The organism is Roseovarius sp. MBR-6 (assembly GCF_040547525.1).
Lineage (GTDB): Bacteria > Pseudomonadota > Alphaproteobacteria > Rhodobacterales > Rhodobacteraceae > Roseovarius.
In genome coordinates, this window is the sequence record NZ_JBEPPW010000001.1 from 82676 (window position 1) to 106634 (window position 23959).

At 64.5% G+C, this 23959-nt stretch carries 24 protein-coding genes, 2 tRNA genes and 1 pseudogene; 14 read left to right on the forward strand and 13 right to left on the reverse strand.

Annotated elements, in window-relative coordinates:
- Nucleotides 1–20: 20 nt before the first annotated feature.
- The 5 genes from ABIE57_RS00450 to ABIE57_RS00470 all read right to left on the reverse strand — a co-directional run bounded on the left by ABIE57_RS00450 (nucleotide 21) and on the right by ABIE57_RS00470 (nucleotide 3492).
- Nucleotides 21–371, reverse strand: a complete 351-nt coding sequence (locus tag ABIE57_RS00450) for a HesB/IscA family protein (protein WP_354537014.1) — start codon at nucleotides 369–371, stop codon at nucleotides 21–23.
- Between the two features lie 28 nt (nucleotides 372–399).
- A complete protein-coding gene (locus ABIE57_RS00455) occupies nucleotides 400–759 on the reverse strand; it encodes an SUF system Fe-S cluster assembly protein (protein WP_354537015.1) in 360 nt (119 codons plus the stop codon).
- 99 nt (nucleotides 760–858) lie between these two features.
- Nucleotides 859–2262, reverse strand: a complete 1404-nt coding sequence (gene rimK, locus ABIE57_RS00460; protein ID WP_354537016.1) for a 30S ribosomal protein S6--L-glutamate ligase — start codon at nucleotides 2260–2262, stop codon at nucleotides 859–861.
- 67 nt (nucleotides 2263–2329) lie between these two features.
- Nucleotides 2330–2602: a hypothetical protein gene (locus ABIE57_RS00465; protein WP_354537017.1), complete on the reverse strand. Its 273-nt coding sequence runs from the start codon at nucleotides 2600–2602 to the stop codon at nucleotides 2330–2332.
- Nucleotides 2602–3492: an SPFH domain-containing protein gene (locus tag ABIE57_RS00470; RefSeq protein WP_354537018.1), complete on the reverse strand. Its 891-nt coding sequence runs from the start codon at nucleotides 3490–3492 to the stop codon at nucleotides 2602–2604. The genes ABIE57_RS00465 and ABIE57_RS00470 overlap by 1 nt, the downstream gene beginning before the upstream one ends.
- A gap of 90 nt (nucleotides 3493–3582) precedes the next feature.
- Between ABIE57_RS00470 and tgt the strand changes: the two genes are divergently transcribed.
- Both tgt and ABIE57_RS00480 read left to right on the forward strand, forming a co-directional pair.
- Nucleotides 3583–4707, forward strand: a complete 1125-nt coding sequence (gene tgt / locus ABIE57_RS00475; RefSeq protein WP_354537019.1) for a tRNA guanosine(34) transglycosylase Tgt — start codon at nucleotides 3583–3585, stop codon at nucleotides 4705–4707.
- A gap of 203 nt (nucleotides 4708–4910) precedes the next feature.
- The gene (locus ABIE57_RS00480; protein ID WP_354537020.1) at nucleotides 4911–5987 is read left to right on the forward strand and encodes an alkene reductase; all 1077 of its coding nucleotides are present in this window, start codon (nucleotides 4911–4913) and stop codon (nucleotides 5985–5987) included.
- Between the two features lie 103 nt (nucleotides 5988–6090).
- Here the strand turns inward: ABIE57_RS00480 and ABIE57_RS00485 are convergent, their stop codons facing one another.
- A complete protein-coding gene (locus ABIE57_RS00485; RefSeq protein ID WP_354537021.1) occupies nucleotides 6091–7281 on the reverse strand; it encodes a sugar-transfer associated ATP-grasp domain-containing protein in 1191 nt (396 codons plus the stop codon).
- 219 nt (nucleotides 7282–7500) lie between these two features.
- Here ABIE57_RS00485 and ABIE57_RS00490 point away from each other — a divergent pair, with 219 nt between their 5' ends.
- The 4 genes from ABIE57_RS00490 to ABIE57_RS00505 are packed head-to-tail and all read left to right on the forward strand — an operon-like array spanning nucleotide 7501 to nucleotide 9532.
- A complete protein-coding gene (locus ABIE57_RS00490) occupies nucleotides 7501–8076 on the forward strand; it encodes an EF-hand domain-containing protein (protein WP_354537022.1) in 576 nt (191 codons plus the stop codon).
- Nucleotides 8077–8134: 58 nt separating this feature from the next.
- The gene (locus ABIE57_RS00495) at nucleotides 8135–8728 is read left to right on the forward strand and encodes an RNA polymerase sigma factor (protein WP_354537023.1); all 594 of its coding nucleotides are present in this window, start codon (nucleotides 8135–8137) and stop codon (nucleotides 8726–8728) included.
- On the forward strand, nucleotides 8712–9044 hold the full coding sequence (locus ABIE57_RS00500) for a hypothetical protein (RefSeq protein ID WP_354537024.1): 333 nt from the start codon (nucleotides 8712–8714) through the stop codon (nucleotides 9042–9044). The genes ABIE57_RS00495 and ABIE57_RS00500 overlap by 17 nt, the downstream gene beginning before the upstream one ends.
- Complete coding sequence (locus ABIE57_RS00505; RefSeq protein ID WP_354537025.1) at nucleotides 9044–9532, forward strand: periplasmic heavy metal sensor; 489 nt, start codon at nucleotides 9044–9046, stop codon at nucleotides 9530–9532. Before ABIE57_RS00500 ends, ABIE57_RS00505 begins: the two co-directional genes overlap by 1 nt.
- 49 nt (nucleotides 9533–9581) lie before the next feature.
- Here ABIE57_RS00505 and ABIE57_RS00510 read toward each other — a convergent pair whose 3' ends face one another.
- A complete protein-coding gene (locus ABIE57_RS00510; RefSeq protein ID WP_354537026.1) occupies nucleotides 9582–10448 on the reverse strand; it encodes a hypothetical protein in 867 nt (288 codons plus the stop codon).
- Between the two features lie 320 nt (nucleotides 10449–10768).
- On the opposite strand from ABIE57_RS00510, the gene lon reads away from it, so the two are divergent.
- Nucleotides 10769–13180 (forward strand): endopeptidase La, encoded by a 2412-nt coding sequence (gene lon, locus ABIE57_RS00515; RefSeq protein WP_354537027.1) that lies wholly within the window; start codon nucleotides 10769–10771, stop codon nucleotides 13178–13180.
- Between the two features lie 44 nt (nucleotides 13181–13224).
- Here the strand turns inward: lon and ABIE57_RS00520 are convergent, their stop codons facing one another.
- Nucleotides 13225–13689, reverse strand: coding sequence for a hypothetical protein (locus ABIE57_RS00520; protein ID WP_354537028.1), 465 nt, complete (start codon nucleotides 13687–13689; stop codon nucleotides 13225–13227).
- Nucleotides 13690–13967: 278 nt separating this feature from the next.
- Between ABIE57_RS00520 and ABIE57_RS00525 the strand changes: the two genes are divergently transcribed.
- Both ABIE57_RS00525 and ABIE57_RS00530 read left to right on the forward strand, forming a co-directional pair.
- Nucleotides 13968–14378 (forward strand): HU family DNA-binding protein, encoded by a 411-nt coding sequence (locus ABIE57_RS00525; protein WP_354537029.1) that lies wholly within the window; start codon nucleotides 13968–13970, stop codon nucleotides 14376–14378.
- An 18-nt stretch (nucleotides 14379–14396) separates the two neighbouring features.
- A tRNA-Val gene (locus tag ABIE57_RS00530) sits at nucleotides 14397–14471 on the forward strand.
- 139 nt (nucleotides 14472–14610) lie between these two features.
- Here the strand turns inward: ABIE57_RS00530 and ABIE57_RS00535 are convergent.
- Nucleotides 14611–14784, reverse strand: a complete 174-nt coding sequence (locus ABIE57_RS00535) for a hypothetical protein (RefSeq protein WP_354537030.1) — start codon at nucleotides 14782–14784, stop codon at nucleotides 14611–14613.
- Nucleotides 14785–14799: 15 nt separating this feature from the next.
- Here ABIE57_RS00535 and ABIE57_RS00540 point away from each other — a divergent pair, with 15 nt between their 5' ends.
- Entirely contained in the window at nucleotides 14800–16437 is a 1638-nt protein-coding gene (locus ABIE57_RS00540) for a site-specific DNA-methyltransferase (RefSeq protein ID WP_354537031.1), read from the forward strand.
- Entirely contained in the window at nucleotides 16437–19052 is a 2616-nt protein-coding gene (locus ABIE57_RS00545) for a DEAD/DEAH box helicase (protein WP_354537032.1), read from the forward strand. The genes ABIE57_RS00540 and ABIE57_RS00545 overlap by 1 nt, the downstream gene beginning before the upstream one ends.
- 99 nt (nucleotides 19053–19151) lie before the next feature.
- Here ABIE57_RS00545 and ABIE57_RS00550 read toward each other — a convergent pair.
- From ABIE57_RS00550 to ABIE57_RS00565, 4 genes are all read right to left on the reverse strand, one after another.
- Nucleotides 19152–19228 (reverse strand) — tRNA-Arg (locus ABIE57_RS00550).
- A 55-nt stretch (nucleotides 19229–19283) separates the two neighbouring features.
- On the reverse strand, nucleotides 19284–20675 hold the full coding sequence (locus ABIE57_RS00555) for a sensor histidine kinase (protein ID WP_354537033.1): 1392 nt from the start codon (nucleotides 20673–20675) through the stop codon (nucleotides 19284–19286).
- Nucleotides 20676–20696: 21 nt separating this feature from the next.
- Complete coding sequence (locus ABIE57_RS00560; RefSeq protein ID WP_354537034.1) at nucleotides 20697–22115, reverse strand: dihydrolipoyl dehydrogenase family protein; 1419 nt, start codon at nucleotides 22113–22115, stop codon at nucleotides 20697–20699.
- Between the two features lie 2 nt (nucleotides 22116–22117).
- A complete protein-coding gene (locus ABIE57_RS00565) occupies nucleotides 22118–22861 on the reverse strand; it encodes a TVP38/TMEM64 family protein (RefSeq protein WP_354537035.1) in 744 nt (247 codons plus the stop codon).
- 255 nt (nucleotides 22862–23116) lie between these two features.
- On the opposite strand from ABIE57_RS00565, the gene rpmH reads away from it, so the two are divergent.
- From rpmH to yidD, 3 genes and pseudogenes are all read left to right on the forward strand, one after another.
- Nucleotides 23117–23251: a 50S ribosomal protein L34 gene (gene rpmH, locus ABIE57_RS00570; RefSeq protein WP_354537036.1), complete on the forward strand. Its 135-nt coding sequence runs from the start codon at nucleotides 23117–23119 to the stop codon at nucleotides 23249–23251.
- Between the two features lie 16 nt (nucleotides 23252–23267).
- A complete protein-coding gene (rnpA, locus tag ABIE57_RS00575) occupies nucleotides 23268–23681 on the forward strand; it encodes a ribonuclease P protein component (protein ID WP_454283705.1) in 414 nt (137 codons plus the stop codon).
- Nucleotides 23678–23908, forward strand: a pseudogene (gene yidD, locus ABIE57_RS00580) (membrane protein insertion efficiency factor YidD); the annotation flags it as partial. The gene rnpA and the pseudogene yidD, both read left to right, overlap by 4 nt.
- Nucleotides 23909–23959: the final 51 nt, after the last annotated feature.

Below are 23959 nucleotides of genomic sequence, written 5' to 3' on the forward strand. Positions count from 1 at the left end.
CGTGCCTTGCGGGGCGCTTCTCACTGTTGGGCGAACTTGATCGACTCACCGCACCCGCACGCCTCGGTCACGTTCGGATTGTTGAAAACGAAGCCCGATTCGAGCAGGGCGTTCTTGTAATCGATCTGGGTGCCGAAGAGGAACATCTGGGCCATCGGGGCGATGAGCACACGCGCGCCGTCCTGCTCGACCACCTCGTCATGGGGATCGACCTCCGAAACATATTCCATGGTGTATTCCATGCCGGCGCATCCGCCCTTCTTGATGCCGAGACGCAGGCCCTTGGCCCCGTCGCGTGCCATCAGCCGCGTGATCTGCGAGACCGCCGCCGGGGTCAGGGTTACGGCTTGTCTTCCGGGAATTCCGAACATGAGCTTTGCCCTTCAGGTTATTGGTTTTCTACATGAAACCCAGCTCTAGCCGGGCCTCGTCGCTCATCATGTCCATGCCCCATTGCGGCTCCCATGTCAGGTGCACATCGACCTGTTTGACGCCCGCCAGAGGCTCTACCGCGTCGGCGACCCAGCCGGGCATCTCGCCGGCGACGGGGCAGCCCGGCGCGGTCAGCGTCATGGTGATGCTGACCGCGTTCTCGGGGGTTATGTCGATGGTGTAGATCAGCCCGAGATCGTAGATATTGACGGGGATTTCAGGGTCATAGACGCCACGGCAGGCCTCGACGACCTGCTCGTAGAGCGGGTGATCCGTGGTGGAGGGGGCGATGAGCGGGGCCCCTTCGAGAGGTTCGGCTGCGGTCATGCTGATTGTCCTGCGCTTATTCCGACCAAAGATATAAGATTTATCCGGCCTCGCGTCCAGTGGCACGCGGCTCACGCCGGTGTGCGCGACGCGAAAGCCTCATCCGGCGGTCTTGCGCCGTCGCACCGGGGCGGGGCGAACGCGCGCTTCGATCATGTCGTATAGCGCACCCGCGATGTTCTTGGAGGTGGCCCCCTCGATCCCCTCGAAGCCCGGAGAGGAATTCACCTCGAGCACCTTCGGCCCCGAATCGGCGCGCAGGAGATCGACCCCCGCGAGGCCGAGGTCAAAGACCCGCGCGGCACGCAGCGCGGTTTCACGCTCGGCCTTGGTGATGCGCACCGATCTGGCCGAGCCGCCGCGATGCAGGTTGGAGCGGAAATCGCCCTCGGCCCCGGTGCGCTTCATCGACGCCACCACGCGGCCGCCGATGACAAGGCAGCGGATATCCTCGCCCGCCGCCTCCTTGACGAAATCCTGCACGAGAAAATTGGCCTTGAGCCCGCGAAAGGCGTCGATCACCGACTCGGCGGCCTTCTTGGTCTCGGCCAGCACCACGCCCTTGCCTTGCGTTGATTCGAGCAGCTTGACGATCAGCGGCGCGGTGCCGACAAGGCCGATGAGGTTGCCGGTATCCTTGGGCGAGGCGGCAAAGGCGGTGTTGGGCATCCCCACCCGCGCGCGCGCCATGAGTTGATGCGCATAGAGCTTGTCGCGGCTGGCGGTGATACCCGCCGAGGGGTTCACGCAAAAGGTGCCGATGGTCTCGAACTGGCGGATCACGGCGGCACCGTAAGCGGTGATCGAGGCGCCGATACGCGGGATCACGGCGTCATAGCGCGGCAGTCGCTTGCCGTCGTAATGCACCTCGGGCGCGAGCGCGTTGATCGCCATGTAACAGCGCGTTGTGTCGATCACCTCGACCGAATGGCCGCGCGCCTCGCCCTCTTCGACAAGACGGCGGGTGGAGAAATTGTTCTCGCGCGAGAGCACGGCGATGCGCAGCGCGCGCTTGGGCTGGACGCTGCGCATTTTCGAGGTGTGGTAGACATCGTAGCTGAGTTCGGGTTGCAGGAAGCGATCGGTGGCGACGATCGAGATATGATCCTTGAGCGCCTGCCGCCCGAGCAGCATCCGGCTCGCCATGGTGGAGCGGTTGGTCAGCGTGATCTCGATGGGCCAGTGATCGCCGTTCACCGACAGCGTGCTCTGGATCACATACCGCAATTCGCGCTCGCCATTGGAGGAGGCCACTTCGCGCCGGTCGATGATCAGCGCCGAGCACGGAATCACCAGATCGTCGCGCCCCGGGATCGGGTGGACGGTAAAGCGCACCTTGGGGCGCGCCGAGGGACCGAAGGTCTCGATGTCGAAGGCATGAAGCGCGGAGGTGCGCGCGCCGGTATCAACCTTGGCCTTGATCGCGGGCACGCCAAGCTCAGGCAGCGAAATCCATTCCTCCCAGCCGAATTGCAGCGGCTGGGGTGCGGTGTCGTCGGTCATGGCCTTGCTCCTGTCCGGGCGCGCGCGCAGGACATAGCCGCGATAGGGTCAGGCCCGCAAGGGCGGGTTACTTGTTGATATCCTCACGGATCACGCGGGTCTGGTCGTCGGGGCGGCGCAGGGCGCGGCGCAGCACGATCCAGGAGAGGAGCGAGAAGAGCACGAAGATCGCCAGCAGGGCCGAGAGGCCAAGATCGAGCGGCAAGAGCACGAGCAGTGCCACCAGCGCGGCACCACAGGCAAAGCCCAGGAGGACAAAGCCGGGCAGCACCGTTTCGAGAATGGCGAGGAGGAGCGCCGCCGCTGCCCAGACCCACCAGACCTGCCAGAGCGCGCCCATCAGCCACGCCCTTTCAGCATCTGGAAGGCATTGCCGAAGGCCTCGACCGCGTTGGCGGGCAGAACGATGGTCTGGTTGCCCGAACCGCGCGCCATGGCGTCAAGCGCCTCGACCTGCTTGAGAGCCACCTGGTATTGCGCCGCCGCAAGGCCGTTCTCGGCGATGGCTTGTGCCACCACGCCGGTGGCATAGGCCTCGGCATCGGCGGCGATGCGGCGGGCCTTGGCTTGCTGCTCGGCGGCGTAAAGCTCGGCATCGGCCTGCAATTCGACCGCGCGTTTCGTGCCCTCGGCCTCGGTCACCTGCGCGCGGCGCGCGCGCTCGGCGTTGAGCTGTTGCAGCATGGCCGCGCGGGTGGCCGCGTCGAGATTGACATCGAGGATCTCGGCGCGGGTCACCTCGATGCCCCAGTCATCGACGGCGTTTTCCACCAGCGATTTGATCTTGGTGATGAGTTGCGAGCGGTTGGACTGAACCTCGTCGAGGTCCATCTGGCCGATCTCGGCGCGCACGATCCCCGCCACGGTGGTGGCGATGGCCCCGTCCACCTCGCGGATGCGGTAGACGGTCTTTTCGGGTTGCAGGATGCGGTAGAAGACCGAGGTTTCCACCTGCACCAGCACGTTGTCGCGGGTGATCGCGTCCTGGCTCGCGTTGGGCAACTGGCGCTCCAGGATCGAGATGCGATGCGCCACCTTGTCGAGGAATGGCACGATCAGGTTGATGCCGGGGCCAAGCACCTTGTGCAGCTTGCCGAAGCGTTCGACCACGTATTGCTCGGATTGCGGCACGATCTGAAGGCCGCGTGTGATGATCAGCAGCCCGAAGATCGCAAGGAGGACCCAGAGGATATTGGCGGAAATCAGCTCGAAAATCATGTCTTCGGTCATGGTCTGGCCTTTGAATGTCGTGGCAAGGGGTATTCCGCGTCAGGGTAAACCCCTTTAAGGGAGGGCAAAAGCCGAAAAGAGGGTCGGGCGATGGGGTTTGGATTTCAGGTGGCGGCGCGCGACGGGGCGGCGCGGACGGGGGCGATCACCACGCCGCGCGGGCAGATCCGCACGCCCGCCTTCATGCCGGTGGGCACGGCCGCCACCGTCAAGGGTATGCTGCCCGAAAGCGTGGCCGCGACGGGCGCGGATATCCTTCTGGGCAATACCTATCACCTGATGCTGCGCCCCGGCGCGGAGCGGGTGGCGCGGCTGGGCGGTCTGCATCGCTTCATGAACTGGGAGCGGCCGATCCTGACGGATTCGGGCGGCTTCCAGGTGATGAGCCTTGCCGGGCTGCGCAAGCTGAGCGAGGAGGGCGTGACATTCCAGAGCCATGTGGACGGCTCGCGCCACATGCTGAGCCCGGAACGCTCGATGGAGATCCAGCGGCTTCTGGGCTCGGACATCGTGATGTGTTTCGATGAATGTCCTGCGCTTCCTGCCTCGGATGCGGAGGTGGCGCGCGCCATGAGGCTCTCGATGCGGTGGGCGGAACGCTCGAAGGCGGCCTTTGGGGACCGGCCCGGCCATGCGCTCTTTGGCATCATGCAGGGCGGCGTGACGCGCGACTTGCGCGAGGAGAGCGCGGCGGCGCTGCGCGCCATCGGTTTCGACGGCTATGCCATCGGCGGTCTGGCCGTGGGCGAGGGGCAGGAGGCGATGTTTTCGGTGCTCGATTACGCCTGCGATCTCTTGCCCGAGGACCGGCCGCGCTACCTGATGGGGGTGGGCAAGCCCGACGATATCGTGGGCGCGGTCAAGCGCGGCGTCGACATGATGGATTGCGTGCTGCCGTCGCGCTCTGGCCGGACCGGGCAGGCCTGGACGCGCCACGGGCAGATCAACCTCAAGAACGCGCGCCACGCCGACGATCCGCGCCCGCTCGATGAGGCCTGCACCTGCCCCGCCTGCCGGGGCTATAGCCGCGCCTATTTGCATCATGTCTACCGCGCGGGCGAGATGATCGCGGGGATGCTGCTGACATGGCACAACCTGCATTATTATCAGGACATCATGGCGGGGATGCGGGCGGCGATTGCCGAAGGCCGCTTTGCGGCCTGGGAGGCGGAATTTCACGCGGGCCGCGCCGAGGGCGATATTGCGCCGCTGTGAGGGGGGAGGACGGGCGCTCGCGCGGCTCGGTGCATCATGTGCCACGCGCCGTTCATCCCGCCCGCAGTCGCGCCCCTCGCTGTCAAGGGGCGGGCGTTGTGCATTCCTGTGGGGGTGGCTGTGAGGGAGCAGGGCTTTGTGCTGTCGGGTCCGGGGCATATCTCTGATCCGACCGACAACAGCATCCTCAAGGAGCATCCCCCATGTCCGACACCCTGTTTTCCCCCATCCGGGTCGGCACCCTCGACCTGCCCAACCGGATCGTCATGGCCCCGCTCACGCGCAACCGCGCCGATGATGTGAGCGGCGAGGTGGGTGATTTGCAGGCCGAGTATTACGCGCAGCGCGCCAGTGCGGGCCTCATCATCACCGAGGCCACGCAGATCAGCCCCGAGGGCAAGGGCTACATCGCCACCCCCGGTATCCACAGCGCCGAGCAGGTCGCGGCGTGGCAGGGCGTGACCGAGGCGGTGCATGCGAAAGGCGGGCGCATCGTCATGCAGCTTTGGCATGTCGGGCGCATCAGCCATGTCTCCTTGCAGCCCGGCGGGCAGGCCCCGGTGGCCCCGTCGGCGATTGCCGCCAAGGCGCAGACCTTTACCCCCAAGGGGTTCGAGGACACATCGACCCCGCGCGCGCTGCGCGAGGACGAGATGCCGCGCATCGTGGCCGATTACGTGCAGGCCGCGCGCAACGCCAAGGCGGCCGGGTTCGACGGGATCGAGTTGCACGCGGCCAATGGCTACCTGCTCGATCAGTTCCTCAAGGACGGGCCGAACCGGCGCGAGGATGGCTATGGCGGGCCGGTCGAGAACCGCGCGCGACTGCTCTTCGAGGTGCTGGATGGGCTGGAAACGGTCTGGGCACCGGGGCGGATCGGCATTCGCCTCTCGCCGTGGTCGGGGTTCAACGATGCCGTGGACAGCGACCCCGATGCCACCTTCGGCTGGGTGGTGGAGCGGCTGAACGGGCGCGGGCTGGCCTATCTGCACCTCATCGAGGGCAGCACCGGCGGCGCGCGCGAGGGCGGCTTTGACGCGCTGCGCGCCAAATGGCAGGGGGTCTACATGGCCAATAACGATTATGACCGCGATCTGGCGATGGCGCGTGTCGGGTCGGGCAAGGTCGATCTGGTGGCCTTTGGGCGGCCCTATATCGCCAATCCCGATCTGGCAGAGCGGCTGGCGGCCAACGCGCCCCTGAACGAGGGCGATCAGGCCACCTATTATGGCGGCGGGGCCGAGGGCTATACCGATTACCCCACGCTTGAGGCGGTCTGAGCGGAGGCCCATGGACGCCAACGCGCCGCCCCCTTTTGGGGGGCGGCTTTTTTTCATGCCGTGTCGAGAGCCATGGCTGTGGTATCCCGCTCTTCGGGCCCTCTCAGCGCTGGGTGAGCCGTTCCAACAGGCCGCGCCGGGGCGCGGGCGTCCAGTTCACATCGCGGCTCGCAAAGAAGCGGCGCACCTCGGGTTGCAGGAAGCCCTTGCCGGTCGCGTTCTGAAGGATGTCGAACGATCCTGCATAGTTCAACTCGATCAGGACCGGCCCTGTCGGGGTAATGGCGATGTCGGTGGATTGATAGGGAATCGCGCCGAAAACGCGCACCGCTTCGTCGTGCATCGCGCGCACCTCGTCCCAGAAGGGCAGTTGCAGGCCGAGCAATCCGGGCCGGTCGGGATGATCGGGCAGGGCCGCCGTGACCGGGCCGTCATGTCCGGCCACCCGGTTGATTTGTCCGGTCTCGGGGTCGATGCCGCAGGCGAGATTTTCCTTGCGCCAGTAAGCGCAGGTCACATTGCCCGCGCGCGGCAGCTTGAGCGCGGCCATCGGGGCCTCGACCCGGTCGCCGGTGATGAACGCGGGCAGACGCACCGAGGGCACACCGGAGCAGAAGGGCGCGAGGCTTGCATGGTTCTCGATGCGCTCCTGGATCAGATAGCAGGTGGTGCCGAAGATCGTGTCGATGGCCTGCGCCCATGTCACCGGCGCGCGCCCGCTGACCGTGAGATGGGTGTCGGTCGCCGCCTCGATGACGAGCGCGCCGCGACCGATCATGCCGTCCAGCGTCTTGGCGAAGAGGCTTGCCGGAGGGTGTCCGAGAACAAGTTCGCGGAGCGCCTCGGGCGTGGTGATGCGCGTGACGCCGGGATAGAGCCGGGCCGAGTGGAGGTCGATCACGCCAAGGGTGCGCGGCATGGCGATGCCGGCGGAGGCGAGGATCGTCTGCATCATGAACTTGTCTTCGGTTGCCGCCCACCAGGTGCGGGAGTTCACGCTGTGCGATATCGGCCAGTTGGTATTGGCCCCGACGAAGCGATCCGCTGTGTCGCCCGGATGCATCGCCTTGTCCCAGAGCTGGTGGTTGACGTAATCGGTGATTTCGATGCCGCGCCCCGACCTGGCGTGGCGCATGTAGTCCCGGCCCAGATGCAGGGGCGACAGCCCGCTGCGTTTGGCCGCAAAGGTGAGGAATTCCCCTACTGATTTCGGCTTCTGGCCTTCGGACCATATCTTGTGGTCGATGGCCGTCGCGCTGGTGTCTGCGGTCAGGTCTGCGCTGTGTTTTGTCATTTCATGCCCCGTCGTTTCTTGATCTTGTCGTGTGTCCTGATCTTCCGATCTGCCTCTGGCTGCTGATCAGACCGCAAAACTGTGGCCATTTTATGGATGCAATCCGGTCAGCGGGTTTTTTGCGACGGAATGGGCGGCGCGCGGCGTATCAGCTTGCAGATGCGGGTCACAGGACTGCGTCGCAAGAGTATCAAATCGGACCCTGAAGGAGGGATCACCATGAAAAAGACCGTTCTCATGACTGGGCTTGCAATGGCCATCGGCCTTGGCGCGCTGAGCGAGGTGCGAGCGCAAGGCACGGAGCAAGGTGCGAGGGAAGGCATGATGGGCCAGGGCATGATGGGCATGGGCGACATGGCCACGCGCTTCGAGGGGGCCGATACCGATGGTGACGGGCAACTCAGCCGCGATGAGATCGTCGCCCGCATGACCGAGCGCGCCACCGCACAGGTGGCCACCCGCGCCGACCGGATGATCGAGCATCATGACGGTGACGGCGACGGCATGGTCAGCATCGAGGAATTGCAGGCCGGGCCGATGTCGCGCATGTTCGAGCGGCTCGATGCCGATGGCGACGGGGCCATATCGTCCGAGGAATTCGCCAAGATGCGCGAGATGCGCCAGATGATGCAGGGCGGGCAACACGGCATGGGCGGTCATGGCAAGGGCGGTTACGGCGACGGGATGCGCAGCCATCACGGCAAGGGCGACCGGCAGGGCGGTTATCGCGGTCATGGCATGGGCCAGGGCGAGCAGGGGCCGGTGATCCACCACCACTATTACTACAACCGCTGATGCGGTGCCGGCCCGCCCGCCGCTTGTGGCGGTGGCGGGCCGGATGTAGCCTCGCGCGATGGCCATGCCCTTTGACGACCCCGATACCACGCCCGACGAGGCGCTGCTTGCGGCCTTTGCCGCGGGCGACCGGACGGCGGCGCGGGTGCTGACGATGCGGTTGACACCGCGCGTGCTGGCCCATGCCTACCGCCTTCTGGGCAACCGGGCCGAGGCCGAGGAAGTGGCGCAGGAGGCGATGCTGCGGCTCTGGCGGCAGGCGCCCGACTGGCGCGCGGGCGAGGCGAAGGTCACGACCTGGCTTTACCGCGTGACCGCCAATCTGTGCATAGACCGGCGGCGGCGGGCGCGGGGTGGCTCCGTGCCGCTCGATGCGGTGCCCGAGCCGCCCGACCCTCAGCCGGGGGTGGCCGAACGGATGCAGATGCGCACCCGCGCAGAGGCGTTGCAGGCCGCGTTGAACGATCTGCCCGAGCGGCAGCGACAGGCGGTGGTGCTGCGCCATATCGAGGGGCTGGCCAATCCCGAGATCGCCGGGATCATGGGGGCCAGTGTCGAGGCGGTCGAGAGCCTGACCACGCGCGGACGGCGGGCGCTGGCGGCGGCGCTCGGCACGAGAAAAGAGGAATTGGGCTATGCCGATGAGCGATGACAGGCACGAGGATGCGCGGCTCGAGACGTTTTTCGAGGCGGCGCGCGGGACCCCGCCCGAGCCGTCAGCGGCGCTGATGGCGGCGGTTCTGCGCGCGGCCGAAGGGGTGCAGCCCGCCGCGCCCCGTGCATCGCTGGTGGCGCGGCTGCGCGAGGCGTTCGGCGGCTGGCCCGCGCTCGCGGGGCTGGCCACGGCGGCGGCGGCGGGGGTCTGGATCGGCACGGCACTGCCCGAGGCGGTTATCGGCGCGGCGGAAGCGGCGTATCTGGTCGATGTCGCGCCGGAACTGGCGTTCGATCTGGCGGGGGATTTCTGATGGCGACAGAGCGGAACAACGGCCTGTCAGGAGGCTTGCGGGCGGTGCTGGTGGTGTCGCTGGCGCTCAACCTTGCGGTGGCGGGCATCGCGGCGGGCTGGTGGCTGCGCCATGGCGGGGCGCATCACGGGCACCATCCGGCGCGGCTCGACATGGCGGGCGGGCCTTTGAGCCGCGCGCTGAGCGAGGGCGACCGGCGCGAAATCGCGCGCGGGATGCGCGAGGCCATGCGCGCGCAAGGCGGGTCGCGCGGCGCGCTGCGCGAGAGCATGACGGCGCTGGTGGCCGATCTGCGCACCGAGCCGTTCGATGCCGGAAAGGTCGCCGCCCGGCTGGCCGAACAGCGCGCCGTCTTTGCCGCGCGCTTCGAGATGGGACAGGCGGCGCTTGTCGGGCATCTCGACGCCATGAGCGTGTCCGAGCGCGCCGCCTATGCCGACCGGCTGGAAGCCGAGATCGCCGCTTATGGCGCGCGGCGGCGGAACTGAGCGGTGCGTGCGCCTTACCGCGTCGTGTCATCAGCCCAGCTTCCGATACTTAGGTGCGCAGCTTGAGCAGTTCCTCTATCGCCTCCTGCCGTCCGTCGCCGATATAGGTGTCGTATTCGGGATGCCCGAAGATATGGGCGTAATAGATCTGATGGCGATAGGGCAGGAAATCCTGATGGATCAGGTTCTGGTTGAGGTGGATGCGCACCCCCTCCTGTGTGGCGTTCCATTCGGATATGGCGCGCAACTGCCCGTTATGCGTGCCATACATTTCCAGCTCAGAGCCCAGCACATCGTCGAAATACATGAACAGACGCGGCAGGAAATGCTCGGGCTTCTCGGCTGCCTGCTCGAAAATGCGCAGGCTTTCGCGGGTCGAGCTGTAGTAATCGGTATCGTTGAACATGACCCCGATGGGCGCGGGCCGATGCGTGTCGAGAAAGCCCGCGATCGTCTCGCGGATGTCGCCGATCACCAGTTGCGCCTGCGGCACGCGCAGGCGCAACGCAGGCTGATCCATCCGGTATTGCTGCGCGGCGAACCAGTAGGGCAGGTCGAACGGTCCTTCGGGCGCGGGCATCCCTGTGCCGGTGTCAAAGCCGTAGCAATCGATCCCGACGCCGGTCACGCACTCGACCTCGCGGGCGAATTCGCACATGTAGGCCAGCCCGTTCCCGCCCGCCACGCCGAATTCGATGGCCGAAATCCGGTCATGCCCCAGCCGCTTGGCAAGGCGTGCGGCATTGAGCATGCACCAGGCGTAATGCGGGCGATCGACGGCGAGCATATCGACCTGGAAATCGAGCGAATATTTCATGCGCTGCGCGGTTTGCCTGATCAGCCATCGCGCCAAGGCCCCCCACACCGAGTTGCGAAACTCGCGGGAGTAGAGCAGCTTCGAAATCACAGCTTTCATGGCGGCGTGTCCTTGTTGACGAGTGATCAATACACGGTCCATGCGGCTGGTTTGGGACCATCCTCGGAGAGACTGTGACGGGTCTCGGACATAAGCGCAAGTCCGGCCGCTACGGCGGAGTTGGCTCTCGCGGGGTCAGGCTTTTTGGACTCCGGGCGAATTGGTGCCTTGCGGTGTCCGCGACGCGCAGGCATTTTGGGGCAAATCGGGCGTGTGCGGTTGAAAAGTCTCGCAGTTTGCACCAGTTTAACCGTCTGACAGGATCCGATGCCGCCGCCGCTTGGCGGGGCAGCACCGGTTTGCTACTATAAGGATAGATCATGCAAGACCCCCTCAACGCCTCCTACCCGGTGCTGCCGCTGCGCGATATCGTGGTGTTTCCGCACATGATCGTGCCGCTTTTCGTGGGGCGCGAGAAATCCGTGCGCGCGCTGGAAGAGGTGATGGCCGACGACAAGCAGATCCTGCTGTCGAGCCAGATCGACCCTGCCGATGACGATCCCGAGACCGATGGCATCTTTCGCGTCGGCGTGCTGGCCAATGTGCTGCAACTGCTGAAGCTGCCCGATGGCACCGTAAAGGTGCTGGTGGAGGGTGTGCGCCGCGTGCGGATCGTCGAATATATCGGCAATGACGCCTATTTCGAGGCCCGCGCCGAGGCGCTTGACGAGATGCCGGGCGATCCGACCACGGTGACGGCGCTCTTGCGCACGGTGGGCGAGGAATTCGCGCGTTACGCCAAGATCCGCAAGAACATCCCCGACGAGGCGCTCGCGGCCGTAAGCGAGGCCGAGGATGCAGCCAAGCTCGCCGATCTCGTGTCGGGCCATCTTGGCCTCGATGTCGAACGCAAGCAGGAGCTTCTGGAAACGCTGAGCGTGAGTGAGCGGCTCGAGAAGGTTTACGGCCTGATGCAGGGCGAGATGAGCGTCTTGCAGGTCGAGAAGAAGATCAAGACGCGCGTGAAATCCCAGATGGAGCGCACGCAGCGCGAATATTACCTCAATGAGCAGATGAAGGCCATTCAGCGCGAGCTTGGCGATGGCGAGGAGGGCGCAGGCGAGATCGCCGAACTGGAAGAGCGTATCGCCGCGACGAAACTGAGCAAGGAAGCCGCCGAAAAGGCGCAGGCGGAACTCAAAAAGCTCAAGAGCATGAGCCCGATGAGTGCAGAGGCCACCGTCGTGCGCAACTATCTCGACTGGATGCTGTCGATCCCGTGGGGTGTCACGAGCCGCACCAAGAAGGACCTGCACAAGGCACAGGAGGTCCTCGATGCCGATCATTACGGGCTTGAGAAGGTCAAGGAGCGGATCGTCGAATATCTGGCGGTGCAGCAGCGCAGCAAGAAGCTGAAAGGCCCGATCATGTGCCTTGTCGGCCCGCCGGGCGTGGGCAAGACCAGCCTCGGGAAATCCGTGGCGCGGGCGACGGGGCGCGAATTCATCCGCATCTCCCTGGGCGGCGTGCGTGACGAAAGCGAGATCCGCGGCCACCGCCGGACCTATATCGGCTCCATGCCCGGCAAGATCATTCAGGCGCTGAAGAAGGCCAAGACCACGAATCCGCTCATCCTTCTCGATGAAATCGACAAGATGGGGCAGGATTTCCGGGGTGATCCGGCAAGCGCCATGCTCGAGGTGCTGGACCCGGAACAGAACTCGACTTTCATCGATCACTATCTCGAGGTGGAATATGACCTCTCGAACGTGATGTTCCTGACCACGGCCAACAGCTACAACATGCCGGGGCCGCTCCTTGACCGGATGGAGATCATTCCGCTGGCGGGCTATACCGAGGATGAAAAGCGCGAGATCGCCAAACAGCACCTGCTCGAGAAGCAGGTGAAGAACAACGGCCTGAAAAAGGGCGAGTTCGAGCTGACCGATGCGGCGCTCACCGACATCATCCGCTATTACACCCGCGAGGCGGGCGTGCGGAACCTTGAACGCGAGATTGCCAAGATCGCGCGCAAGGCGGTGACGAAGATCATCCGCAAGGAGGCCGAGAGCGTGACCGTGACGCCCGAAAACCTCAACGATTTCCTTGGCGTGCGCAAGTTCAAGTTCGGGCTGGCCGAGGAGAGTGATCAGGTGGGCGTGGTTACCGGGCTTGCCTATACCTCGGTGGGGGGCGAGCTTTTGAACATCGAGGCGCTGCGCCTGCCCGGCAAGGGCCGGATGAAGACCACCGGCAAGCTGGGCGACGTGATGAAGGAATCGATCGATGCCGCGTCAAGCTATGTCCGCTCCATCGCGCCCGAAATCGGGGTGAAGCCGCCCAAGTTCGAGAAGTGGGATATCCACGTCCACGTCCCCGAGGGGGCGACGCCCAAGGACGGCCCCTCGGCGGGGCTGGCAATGGTGACCTCCATCGTGTCGGTGCTGACGGGTATCCCGATCCGCAAGGATATCGCCATGACCGGCGAGGTGACGCTGCGCGGCAATGCGCTGCCCATCGGGGGCTTGAAGGAAAAGCTGCTGGCAGCGCTGCGCGGCGGCATCAAGACGGTGCTCATCCCGCGCGAAAACGAGAAGGACCTGGCCGAGATCCCCGAGAACGTGAAGCAGGGGCTGGAGATCATCCCGGTCGATCACGTGCGCGACGTGTTGAAGCTGGCCCTGGTGCGCACGCCCGAGCCGGTGGATTGGGACGAGGCCGCCGAAGAGGCCGCCGCCGCAGACGCCGCGCGGCAATCCGGTGACGCAGGCCGGGGTGCCGTGGCACATTGATCCGGTGACGCGGCGCGGGGGGGCACTCCCGCGCCGCCGATCAGTCAGTCGAGCAAGGCCGGGGTTACGTCGATCAGGTTGTAATCGACCATGAGAAACCCGCTTTCGTGGCGGCTGACGGCCTCGGGACGCAGGCGGGCGACATCCTGCGCCATGGCGCCGCGAATGCGCTGCGGATGACCCTTGTAGCGGAATTCAAAGATGCCGAAGCCTTGTGCCGAGGTGCCGACCCGCTTGATTTCGGTCTTGAGCGCCTCGTCGCTGGCGATCATGTAAGGATAGTTGCCGCCACCGGCGCTGGCGGTCGAGACGATGGCGGCGATGGTCACGAGAATGAGGATTGCCCAGATGACGATCTCGGGACGCGCACTGCCGGGCGCGCTGCCTCTGGTCGACAGGGTTGCCGTGCGGACCTGATCGGCGGACATGCGTGCCTGTTCGCGGGCCTGCACGGCACCCGCCACGACAAGCGATGCGGCCAGAGCCGCAGAAATGAGTTTGGTTTTCATGGTTCTTCCCCCAAGTAACTTGATCGCGGGCGAACAAGACCGGGTAACGCAGGCAACTGATGACGCACGCCGCGATGCGAAATATTGTATCATGAAAATACACTATTGAGCAATAAATTTAAAATCTGTCTGCGTGCTTGCGCAGCCATGGCACCGAGTGGCGCGCGACAGGTCACGACGCCCGTCAACTTGCCCATAAACTCACGCTGGCCTTGGTGCGGATAAGCGGCTAGCGTGTTTCCAGATGTGAAACAATCGCACCCAGTCAGAGGCACCCCATGGCGACCAAACCCTCCACGCGCAGCACGACCCGCAAGCCCGCCGCGACCCGGCCCGGTGCTGACAAACCCAAGCTGGTCGTCGCGGACAGCTCAGGAGCCGAAATGCCGTCCCTGCCCGAGTTGAAGCGGCAGGAATTGCTGGCGCAGGTGGTCAAGCGCGCCGATATCAAGAAGAAATTGGCCAAACCGGTGCTCGATGCCGCGCTTGCGGTGATCGGCGAGGCCCTTGCGGAGGGGCGCGATCTCAACCTTGCGCCCATGGGCAAGGTCAAGATCAACCGCGTTCGAGACTTGGGCAAAGGGCGCGTCATTATCGCCCGCATCCGGCAGGGCGCGGCAGGGCGCGCCGAGCGTGATGCAGAAGATGACGAAGAGATGAAAGAGGTGGTTGCAGAGCCATTGGAGTGACGCTAAAAGCCGCGTCACGGGTGATTAGCTCAGTGGTAGAGCGCTTCGTTCACATCGAAGATGTCAGGAGTTCGAATCTCTTATCACCCACCATCGCAACGATTTCCACGACCCTTCCCGCCACCGCGCTGCGCGCCTGTTGACCCCGTGTCGCCGTCACGGCAGGGCGGGTTGATGCGGGGCATGGCCTGAGCGGCAATCCGGCCCTTGCCCCGGCGTGCTGTTTTCTGTTCTATCGGGGCAGAGCAGGGGGCGTGCGATGACGGAACTGGTATTCAAGGGCAAGGAATTCGTCTGGAATCATCACCTTGCGGTGCCGTTTCGGCCCCTTGACCCACACCCCGACAAGGGCATTGGCGCGCCCCGGCTGGATGGCAACCTGATCATTCAGGGCGATAACCTGCACGCGCTCAAGGCGCTGATGCCGCAGTATGCGGGCAAGGTGGACTGCATCTTCATCGACCCGCCCTACAATACCGGCGAAGAAGGCTGGGCCTATAACGACAATGTCAACGCGCCGATGATCCGCGAGTGGATGGACGCCAACCCCATCGGGATCGAGGACGGGCTGCGCCACGACAAATGGTGCGCGATGATGTGGCCGAGGCTGCGGTTGTTGCATGAATTGCTCGCTGATGATGGCAGCATCTGGATAACGCTGGATGACAATGAGGTGCATCGTGGGAGGGCAATGCTGGATGAGATCTTCGGTGAAGACTGTTCAATCGGTCAAATCGTCTGGCAAAAACGCACGTCCCGAGAGAATCGCGCAGTTTTGTCTCCAAGTTTTGATCATATCCTAGTTTATTCCAAAGCCCTTAAAGACACTTGGAAGTTGAGACGTAATCGGCTCATACCGAAAGATAGCGGTTATTCGAACCCTGACAGCGATCCTCGTGGCGCTTGGGCTTCAATCCCGTTCTCAGCACAAGGCTTTCGTGAAAACCAAGTTTATCCGATAACTACACCCACAGGCGTTACACATCGACCGCCGAAAGGGCGGTGTTGGGGGGCTACAGAGGCAGAATTTGAAAATCTCAAGAAACTTGATCTTGTCTATTGGCCCAAGAACGGCGCGGGAAAGCCCCGTATCAAGCAGTTCCCTGAGGAAGCCAAGGGGCTTGTGCCAATGACGCTTTGGCCTGCCGCCGAAGTTGGAACCACAGAGGGTTCAAAGAAACTGCTTCTAGAAATATTCTCCGAGTATTCAGAAGACGATTTGACAATACACGCGCCAAAACCCGTTGATGTAATTCGTCGAGTTATTGAGATAGCAACTCGTAGCGATTCCATCATCCTCGACTCCTTCGCCGGGTCCGGCACCACCGCCCATGCCGTGCTGGAGGCCAACAAGCGCGACGGGGGCAACCGGCGCTTCATCCTTGTGGAGATGGAGGACTATGCCGACCGGCTCACCGCCGAGCGGGTGCGGCGCGTCATCAACGGCTATGCCTTTACCGGCACGCAGCGAACCGAATTGCTGCGCGAACCCCTCACATGGTCCAAGCTGCAAAAGGCCGACCGCCTGACCGAACAGGTCGAAAAGATCGAGAACCTGCACGGCCATGAATATGACCGGATCACCAAGCAGGTGAAGGGCGGCGAATTGATCGTCACCGGCGAGCGCCGGGTAGAGGAGCGCGCCGAGGGGCTTGGCGGTGAATTCACCTATTGCACGCTGGGCGCGCCGGTGGCGCTCGATGCGATCCTGACCGGGCGGGATTTGCCCGGCTTTGCCGCCCTTGCGGGGGTGCTGTTTCACATGGCCACCTCGCAAGCGCTCGACCCCGCGCAGATGGACGAGGCGCACGCCTATGTCGGGCAGGCGGGCGGCACCCATGTCTGGCTCATCTACCGCCCCGATCTGGATTGGCTGAAATCGCCCGAGGCGGCGTTGACGCTCAGCTTCGCGCGGCAATTGGCCGAGGCGCAGCCCGACGCGCGCCACCTTGTCTTTGCCCCGGCGCGCTACGTGTCGCAGCGGCTTCTCGATGCCGAAGGTCTGGCGGTGGACTTCGCCCCCTTGCCCTTTGCCCTCTACCGCGTGGACCGCACCTGATGCGCACGCTCGATTATCAGGTGCGCGTGCTGGAGACGCTGGATGCCTGGCTGGACGCGTTGAAACCGGAAAAGGCGCGGGCCGAAAAGATTGCTGCCATGGCAGAGGCCGACCCGGACCTTGGGCTGGAAGTGCCCGACTTCGCCGCGAAAGCATGGGCGAATTTGAAAGAGGCGGGCCGCTTGCCTGCATCGCGCGCCACGATCCCGTTTTCCCCGCGCCGGGACGGCATTGGCCGCCCTGTGCCCAATGCCACGCTGAAGGTGCCCACGGGCGGCGGCAAGACCTGGCTGGCGGTCAACGCGGTGAGCCGGATCATGGGGCGCTATCTGGGCAAGAATACCGGCTTTGTCCTGTGGGTCGTGCCGAACGAGGCGATCTATTCCCAGACCCTCAAGAGCCTGAAAAACCGCCAGCACCCCTATCGCCAGGCCCTTGACCGCACGGCGGCGGGGCGCGTCAAGATCATGGAAAAAGGGGATCGTCTGCACGCGCGCGACGTGGACAGCAACCTGTGCGTCATGGTGTTGATGCTGCAATCGGGGAACCGGCAGAACAGGGAAACCCTGCGCATGTTCCGCGACCGGGGCGATGTGCACGGCTTCTTCGCGCCCGAGGGCGATCAGGCGGCACACGCGCGCGAATTCGATGCGGTGCCGAACCTTGACGGATATCAGGGCATGTTGCCGATGGTGAAGGATTCGCTTGGCAACGCCTTGCGGAAAATCCAACCGGTCGTGGTGATGGATGAGGGGCAAAAGGCCACGTCGCAACTGGCGCATGACACGCTTTATGGCTTCAACCCCGTTTTCGTGCTGGAACTGACGGCGACGCCCAAGGATGTAGCGGCACGGAGCGGGACCAACCCGTGCCCGGCGCGCCATGCCAACCTGCTGGTGGAGGTGACGGGGCGCGAGCTGCACGCCGAAGACATGATCAAGATGCCGCTGAACCTCGACCCCCGGCAAGGCACCGACTGGCGCGGCACGCTGACGGCGGCGCTGGACCGGCTCAACATCCTGCAAGCCGAGGCAACCGCCTATGGCGCTGACCGGGGCGCGCTGGGCTATATCCGGCCCATCATGCTGGTGCAGGTGGAACGGACAGGCAGAGATCAGCGCGACGGCCAGCACATCCACGCCGAAGACGTGAAGGAGTGGCTGTTGGCGTCCGGGCTGGATGAGGCGGAAATTGCGATCAAGACCGCCGAACAGAACGATTTGAAGCAACCCGAGAACCAGGACCTTCTGTCGCGTCAGAACCGGGTGCGGGTGATCGTGACCAAGGCGGCGCTGCAAGAGGGCTGGGATTGCCCCTTTGCCTATGTGCTCTGTTCGCTGGCGGCGGCGTCGAACCAATCGGCCATGACGCAGCTTGTGGGGCGCATCCTGCGCCAGCCCTATGCGCTGAAAACCGGCGTGGCGGCGCTGGATGAATGCTATGTGGTCACGCATCACGCGGCGACGCGCGACGTGGTGGGGGCGATCAAGACCGGGCTTGAACGCGACGGCCTGGCCGATCTGGTGATCGAAATGCCGCCCGGCGGGGCCACGGGCAATTCCGGCGAGGCACGCAAGATCGAGCGGCGCGCGGAATTCAAAAGCCTGAAAATCTATCTGCCAAAGGTGCTGCGGGTTGACGGCGAGGATCAGCGCGACCTCGACTACGAGACCGATATCCTTGCGGCTATCGACTGGCGGGACTATGCGCCCGCGTCCGTTGTCGCAGAGATTCCCGACAACCCGACGCGGGCCGCCGGGCAGATGCAACGCATAGCCCTGACCGACGCCGGAGAAGACAAATTCTTCAAAGACGAGGTTCTGGCCGCTGCGGCGGAGGCGCTGCGCTTTGACCCGTCCTACGCGGTGCGGGCGATTTCCGATCTGGTGCCCAACCCGTTCGTGGCGCGCGGGATCGTGGCCGATCTGGTCGCGGGGCTGCAAGTGCGGGGATTCGACGCGGCAAAGCTGGGGGCCGCATCCGGTGTCATCATAGATGCTCTGCGGCTGGCCTTGACCAAGGAGCGCGATGCCCGCGCCGAGACCGTGTTTCGCAATGGCGTGAGGGCGGGGCACATTCAGTTCCGTCTGCGTCTGGACGGCAACAACTGGCCGATGCCTGACCACATGCCGACGACCGAACCGGCAGACGCGCCGGATTTGAAGAATGGCACTGGCGGGCCCATGGAGCGCAGCCTGTTTTGCCCGGTCTTCCGAAACGAGTTGAACGACGAGGAACAGAATGTGGCCGTTCACTTGGACGGCGACAGCACGGTTAAGTGGTGGCACAGGAACGTGGCAAAGGCTGGTTACGGCATGAGCCTTCAAGGCTGGAAACGCGGGCGGATCTATCCTGACTTCATCTTTGCTGCGGGCGGCAAGGCGGGCGCGGGGCGTGTCGTGGTGCTGGAGACAAAAGGCGATCACCTGCAAAACCCCGACACGGACTACAAGCGCGCCGTGCTGGACTTTCTCACGGCAAATTTCGCGTGGGATCAAGCCGTGCCTGCGGGGCAGCTTCAGATTGCGATGACGGGCGAGACGGTGGAGTGCGCTCTTGTGTTGATGGAGAACATTACCACGCAGTTGCCCGCACTGGTCGCGGGACGCCCCTGATCCTGCCGACACAGTCCGCACAAAGAATTCTGACAAGTGCGGCTTTGTACAGGGTATTTCGCCAGAGTCGCCACTTTATCTCATGATTTCAATGGCGCTTGGCGGACCGAGGAGGATTCGAACCCCCGACCCCTTGATTCGTAGTCAAGTACTCTATCCAGCTGAGCTATCGGTCCGTTGGAGCAGCGTTTAGACTTTGCCGCCGGGTGATGCAAGGGGCAGGGGACAGATTTATGACACCGCCGCGAAATTTCCCTTGGGCAGTGTGATGCAGAAGGACGTGCCGCTCTCGTCGCTTTTTTCCAGCATCAGGGTGCCGCCATGGCCGCGCATCAGTTCGGCGGCGATGGTCAGGCCAAGACCGGTGCCACCCTTGCTCACCCCGCCCTGAAACGGCTTGAAAAGGTGCTCGCGCGCCTTGGGCGGCAGGCCGGGGCCGGTGTCGCGCACGCGAATGATCCACTCGCGGGCATCCTCGGCGGCGCTGACGGTGATCTCTCCCGGCGTGCCGCTGCGCGTGATCGCCTGCCGGGCATTGCGTATGAGATTGGACATCACCCGGTGAAGTTGCTCGCCATCGGCCAGCAGGACCAATTCATCGGGAACGGCATTCGCGAGGCGCAGATCGTGGCCCTCCGCAGCCATGCGTTCGCTGTCGATCACATCGGCCACAAGGTCGCGCAGGCGGTGGCGGGCGAGGGTCGGGGCGGGCTCCTCGGCCTTGCCATAGGCCAGGGTTGCCTCGCACAGATGCACGGCGCGGGTCAGCGAATTGACCAGCTTGGGGGCCATGCGCTTGACGCTCGGGTCTTCGCTCATCTCGAGCCGGTCGGTGAAAAGCTGCGCCGAGGTCAGGATGTTGCGCAGATCGTGGCTGACCTTGGCCACGGCACCGCCAAGCTGGGCAAGATGCTCCTTTTGCTTGAGCGCGGCGGTGAGCTGGGTCTGGAGGGTTTGCAGGCTTTCTTCGGCTTCGCGCAACTCGGTGATGGTGGATCTCGGTTTGATCACGAGGCGCGCATCCTCGGGATTGGCGGCATAATCGCGCATGTTGCCAACCACGCGCCGGATCGGGCGCACCAGAAAGCATTGCACCACAACAAAAAGAAGGGTCGCGGTAAAGACCGAGATCACCAGCGACAACCAAAGGATGCGCAGCCCGTAATCGATCATCGCCGCGCGCAGCCCGCCGGTCGCCAGTGTGACCTCGATGAGCAGCCCGCCCATGCGCACCGGCTCGCCGATCACGCGGATCACCTCGGGCTCGGGCGTCCTGAGCCGGTGCATGGCGTCGCCGATGAGCGTGATGGCAGGGGCGTTGCGCAGATCGAAAGTGCCGGTCACGGGCGCGGGCACGGGCGAGGACAGCACAAGCTGGCGGGCCTCGTCACGGGCGAGCACGACGTTGAACACCTCGGCATTGCGCAACAGCTCTTCCTGAAGCTCCGGCGTCACCTCGCCCTCGGCCAGAAGCACGAGCGACGCGATCTGCGCGCGTTCCAGCCGGTCGAGCAGGAATTGCTCACGGAACCGCGCGATGGAGGGCACGAAAATCAGCACCTCGGCCAGCATCACGAAGATGGCCGTGAGGATCAGGAAACGCCCCGAAAGCGATCTTAACACGCGCGCCCTCCCAAGCCCCGGTCAGGGCAGCCAGCGTTGAATGAGGCCGACCACCCGTTTCACCATAGGGCTCTCGAACAGCTTTGGCGAGAAATAGGCCCCCGCCGCGCGCTTGTTGATTTCGCCAAGCGTGGGGTAGGGGGCGACCATGTTCGCCACATGCTTCATCTTGAGCCGGTTGGCGAGGATGAAGGCCCAGAGATTGATCAGCTCGCCCGCCTGCGCGCCCGCGATGGACACGCCGATGGGCCGCCCGCGAACCACCATGACCTTGATAAGGCCTTCGGTCTTGCGCTCGGCGATGGCGCGGTCGTTGTGGTTGTAGGGAAAGCGCACCACCTCGAGATTCCCGCCATGGTCCTCGCGCGCCTGCGCCTCGGTGAGGCCGACCTGCGCCAGTTCGGGATCGGTATAGGTGGCCCAGGGGATGTGATCGGTGCGGTTTTTTGCGGGCAGCGACAGCAGCGCCTGACGGATGATCAGCCCTGCCTGATAGCCCGCGACATGGGTGAATTGCAGCCCGCCCGCCACATCGCCGATGGCATAGACGCGGCGATTGGTGGTGCGCATCGACGCATCCACCTTGATGCCGCGTTTCGTGGTCTCGATCCCGGCGGCCTCGAGGTTGAGGCGATCGGTATTGGCCTTTCGCCCAACGGCCATGAGCAGATGCGTGCCGCGAAAGACGCGCCCGTCCTTGGCTTCGACCTCGATCGCCCCGGCCTTGCCGCGAATTTCCGCGGCCATGGCCCCGTCCTCGATGACGATCCCCTCGGCCTTGAATTGGTCGATGACGACCTGGGCCATTTCAGGGTCGTCCTGACCGAGGACCTTTGCCCCCTCGATCACCGTGACAGCGCATCCCAGACGCCGATGCGCCTGCGCCATCTCCATGCCGATGGGACCGCCGCCGATGATGAGCAGGTGGTCGGGCCGCTCGCGCAGCTCGAATATCGTCTCGTTGGTCTCATAGGGGACCGAATCGAGGCCGGGAATCGGCGGCACCAGGGGTGACGACCCGGTTGCGATGACAATGCGCCGCGCGGTGATCAGGTGATCGCCCGCCTGAACCTCGGTCGGTGAGACGAAAGCGCCATAGTCGCGGATCACCCGCACGCCGAGGCCCTCGAACCGCTCGACGCTGTCCACCGGTTCGATCTGTGCGATGACGCCCGCGACATGATCCTTGGCGGCGGCGTAATCCACCTGCGGCACCACATCGGCCACGCCATATTTCGCGGCATGGGCCTGTGCACGGGCCGCCTTGCCGCTGGCAATCAGCGCCTTGGAGGGCACGCAGCCGAAATTGAGGCAGTCGCCGCCCATCTTGTGCCCTTCGAGCAGGATGACGCTTGCCCCCATCTGCACGGCACCCGCCGCGACAGACAGCCCACCCGAGCCGGCCCCGATGACCAGCAGGTCCGCATTCAGTTTCTGCATGTTCAGATGTCCCTTTTACCGCGAAAATACTTGATCACCATCGGCAGCGCCGATAGCGCCGCCAGCCCGAGAATGGGGCCGATGATGTGAGGTTCCCACAAGAGGGAAAGATCGGGGCTCTCGCCCCGGTCGAACACCTCGCCGAGGCCCACGCCGATCCAGGTAAAGACGATTGCGCCGGGGATGATCCCCAGAACCGTGGTGATGGCGAAGTTGACAAAGCGCACGCCGACGAGCGCGGGCAGGATATTGGCCACGAAGAAGGGCACTGCCGGCACCAGCCGCATCAGGAAAAGCACACTGATTTCATTGTCGTGCAGGCCGGATTTAAGACGCTTGAGCGTGCCCTCGGAGGCATCTATCCGGGCGGCCATGCTGCGCCCCAGCCCCCAGCGGGCCGCCAGAAAGATCGCCATCGCCCCGAGCGAGGCCGCGGTCACGTTGAGCATCGTGCCAAGCGCCAGGCCGAACAGGAATCCGCCCGTGACCGAGGCCACCGCCGCGCCGGGCAGCGAGAAGGCAACGATGAGGAAATAGGTGGCGATGAAGGCCAGCGCCATCAGCACTATATTGTCATTGCGGAACGCCATCAGCGCCTCGCGGTTATCGCGCAGCGTGTCGAAGGTGATGTAGTCGCGCAGCGTGACCGCGCCGATCACCGCCACGATGAGAATGGCCATCAGCGGCAGGTGCCGCATGAGGCCGGTCTTGCGCCGCGCGGGCGCGGGTGTCGAGCTTTGGTCCATGGGATCCCCGGTTCTGACAATCGCATCCCCTAGATGCACGGTCCAGCGGGGTCTTGCCAGTGGCCTCACGAGGGGGTGATCCGGGGTGAAGCGCGGGCCGTTTCCTGTAACATGGCTATTCGCCGCAGAAATCCGGTGAAAACACCTGGCGGGGGTTTGACTTGGCCGCGCGCCCTCTCTATAGACCGGGCTTCAGATCAATTCGGGCAGGGCGCGATTCCACGCCGCCGCCCGCCCAAGACCGGAGACGGAGCGATGAAACGCACCTTTCAACCCTCGAACCTTGTGCGCAAGCACCGTCACGGGTTCCGCGCGCGCATGGCCACCAAGGGGGGCCGCAAGGTTCTCAATGCCCGCCGCGCTCGTGGCCGCAAGGTGCTGAGCGCGTAAGCGCCAGCTTTTGCCGATGATTTCGACGCCGCCGGAGGCCCCTGACAGTCACGCAGGGAGAACGCTTCCGGTGGCGTCATCTTATGTGCTGTCAGTCGATGTGATGCGCAAGCGTGCCGATTTTCTGGCCTGCGCGCGGGCGCGCCGTCAGGGCACCGGCACGATGATGGTTCAGGCGCGCGACCGGCGCGACGATAGCGCCTTGATCCGGGTGGGGTTTACCTGCTCGAAGAAGGTGGGCAACGCCGTCACCCGCAACCGCGCCAAGCGCCGCTTGCGCGCCATCGCGCGTGAACTGCTTCCCACGGGCGGCCTGCCGGGATGGGATTACGTGCTTATCGGGCGCGCCGACGCGACCGCGATACGCCCCTACGACGACCTGCGCCGGGATCTCGGCTATGCGCTGCGCCGTCTAGGGCCGGGCGCATGACCCCGCTTGCGCGGATTTTTTCATTACCTGTAAGGGCGTATCGTCTGATCCTGTCCCCCTGGATCGGCTGGCATTGCCGCTATCAGCCGACATGCAGCCAATATGCGCTCGATGCGCTTGAGACGCATGGCGCCTGGCGCGGTGGCTGGCTCGCGCTCAAACGCATTGCGCGGTGCAATCCCCTGGGCGGCTGCGGTTATGATCCGGTGCCGGGCACACAGTCGCAGGATGGCCAGAACGCCCTTTCGCCTGTTGCCGATCCGTGCGATAGGGACCCG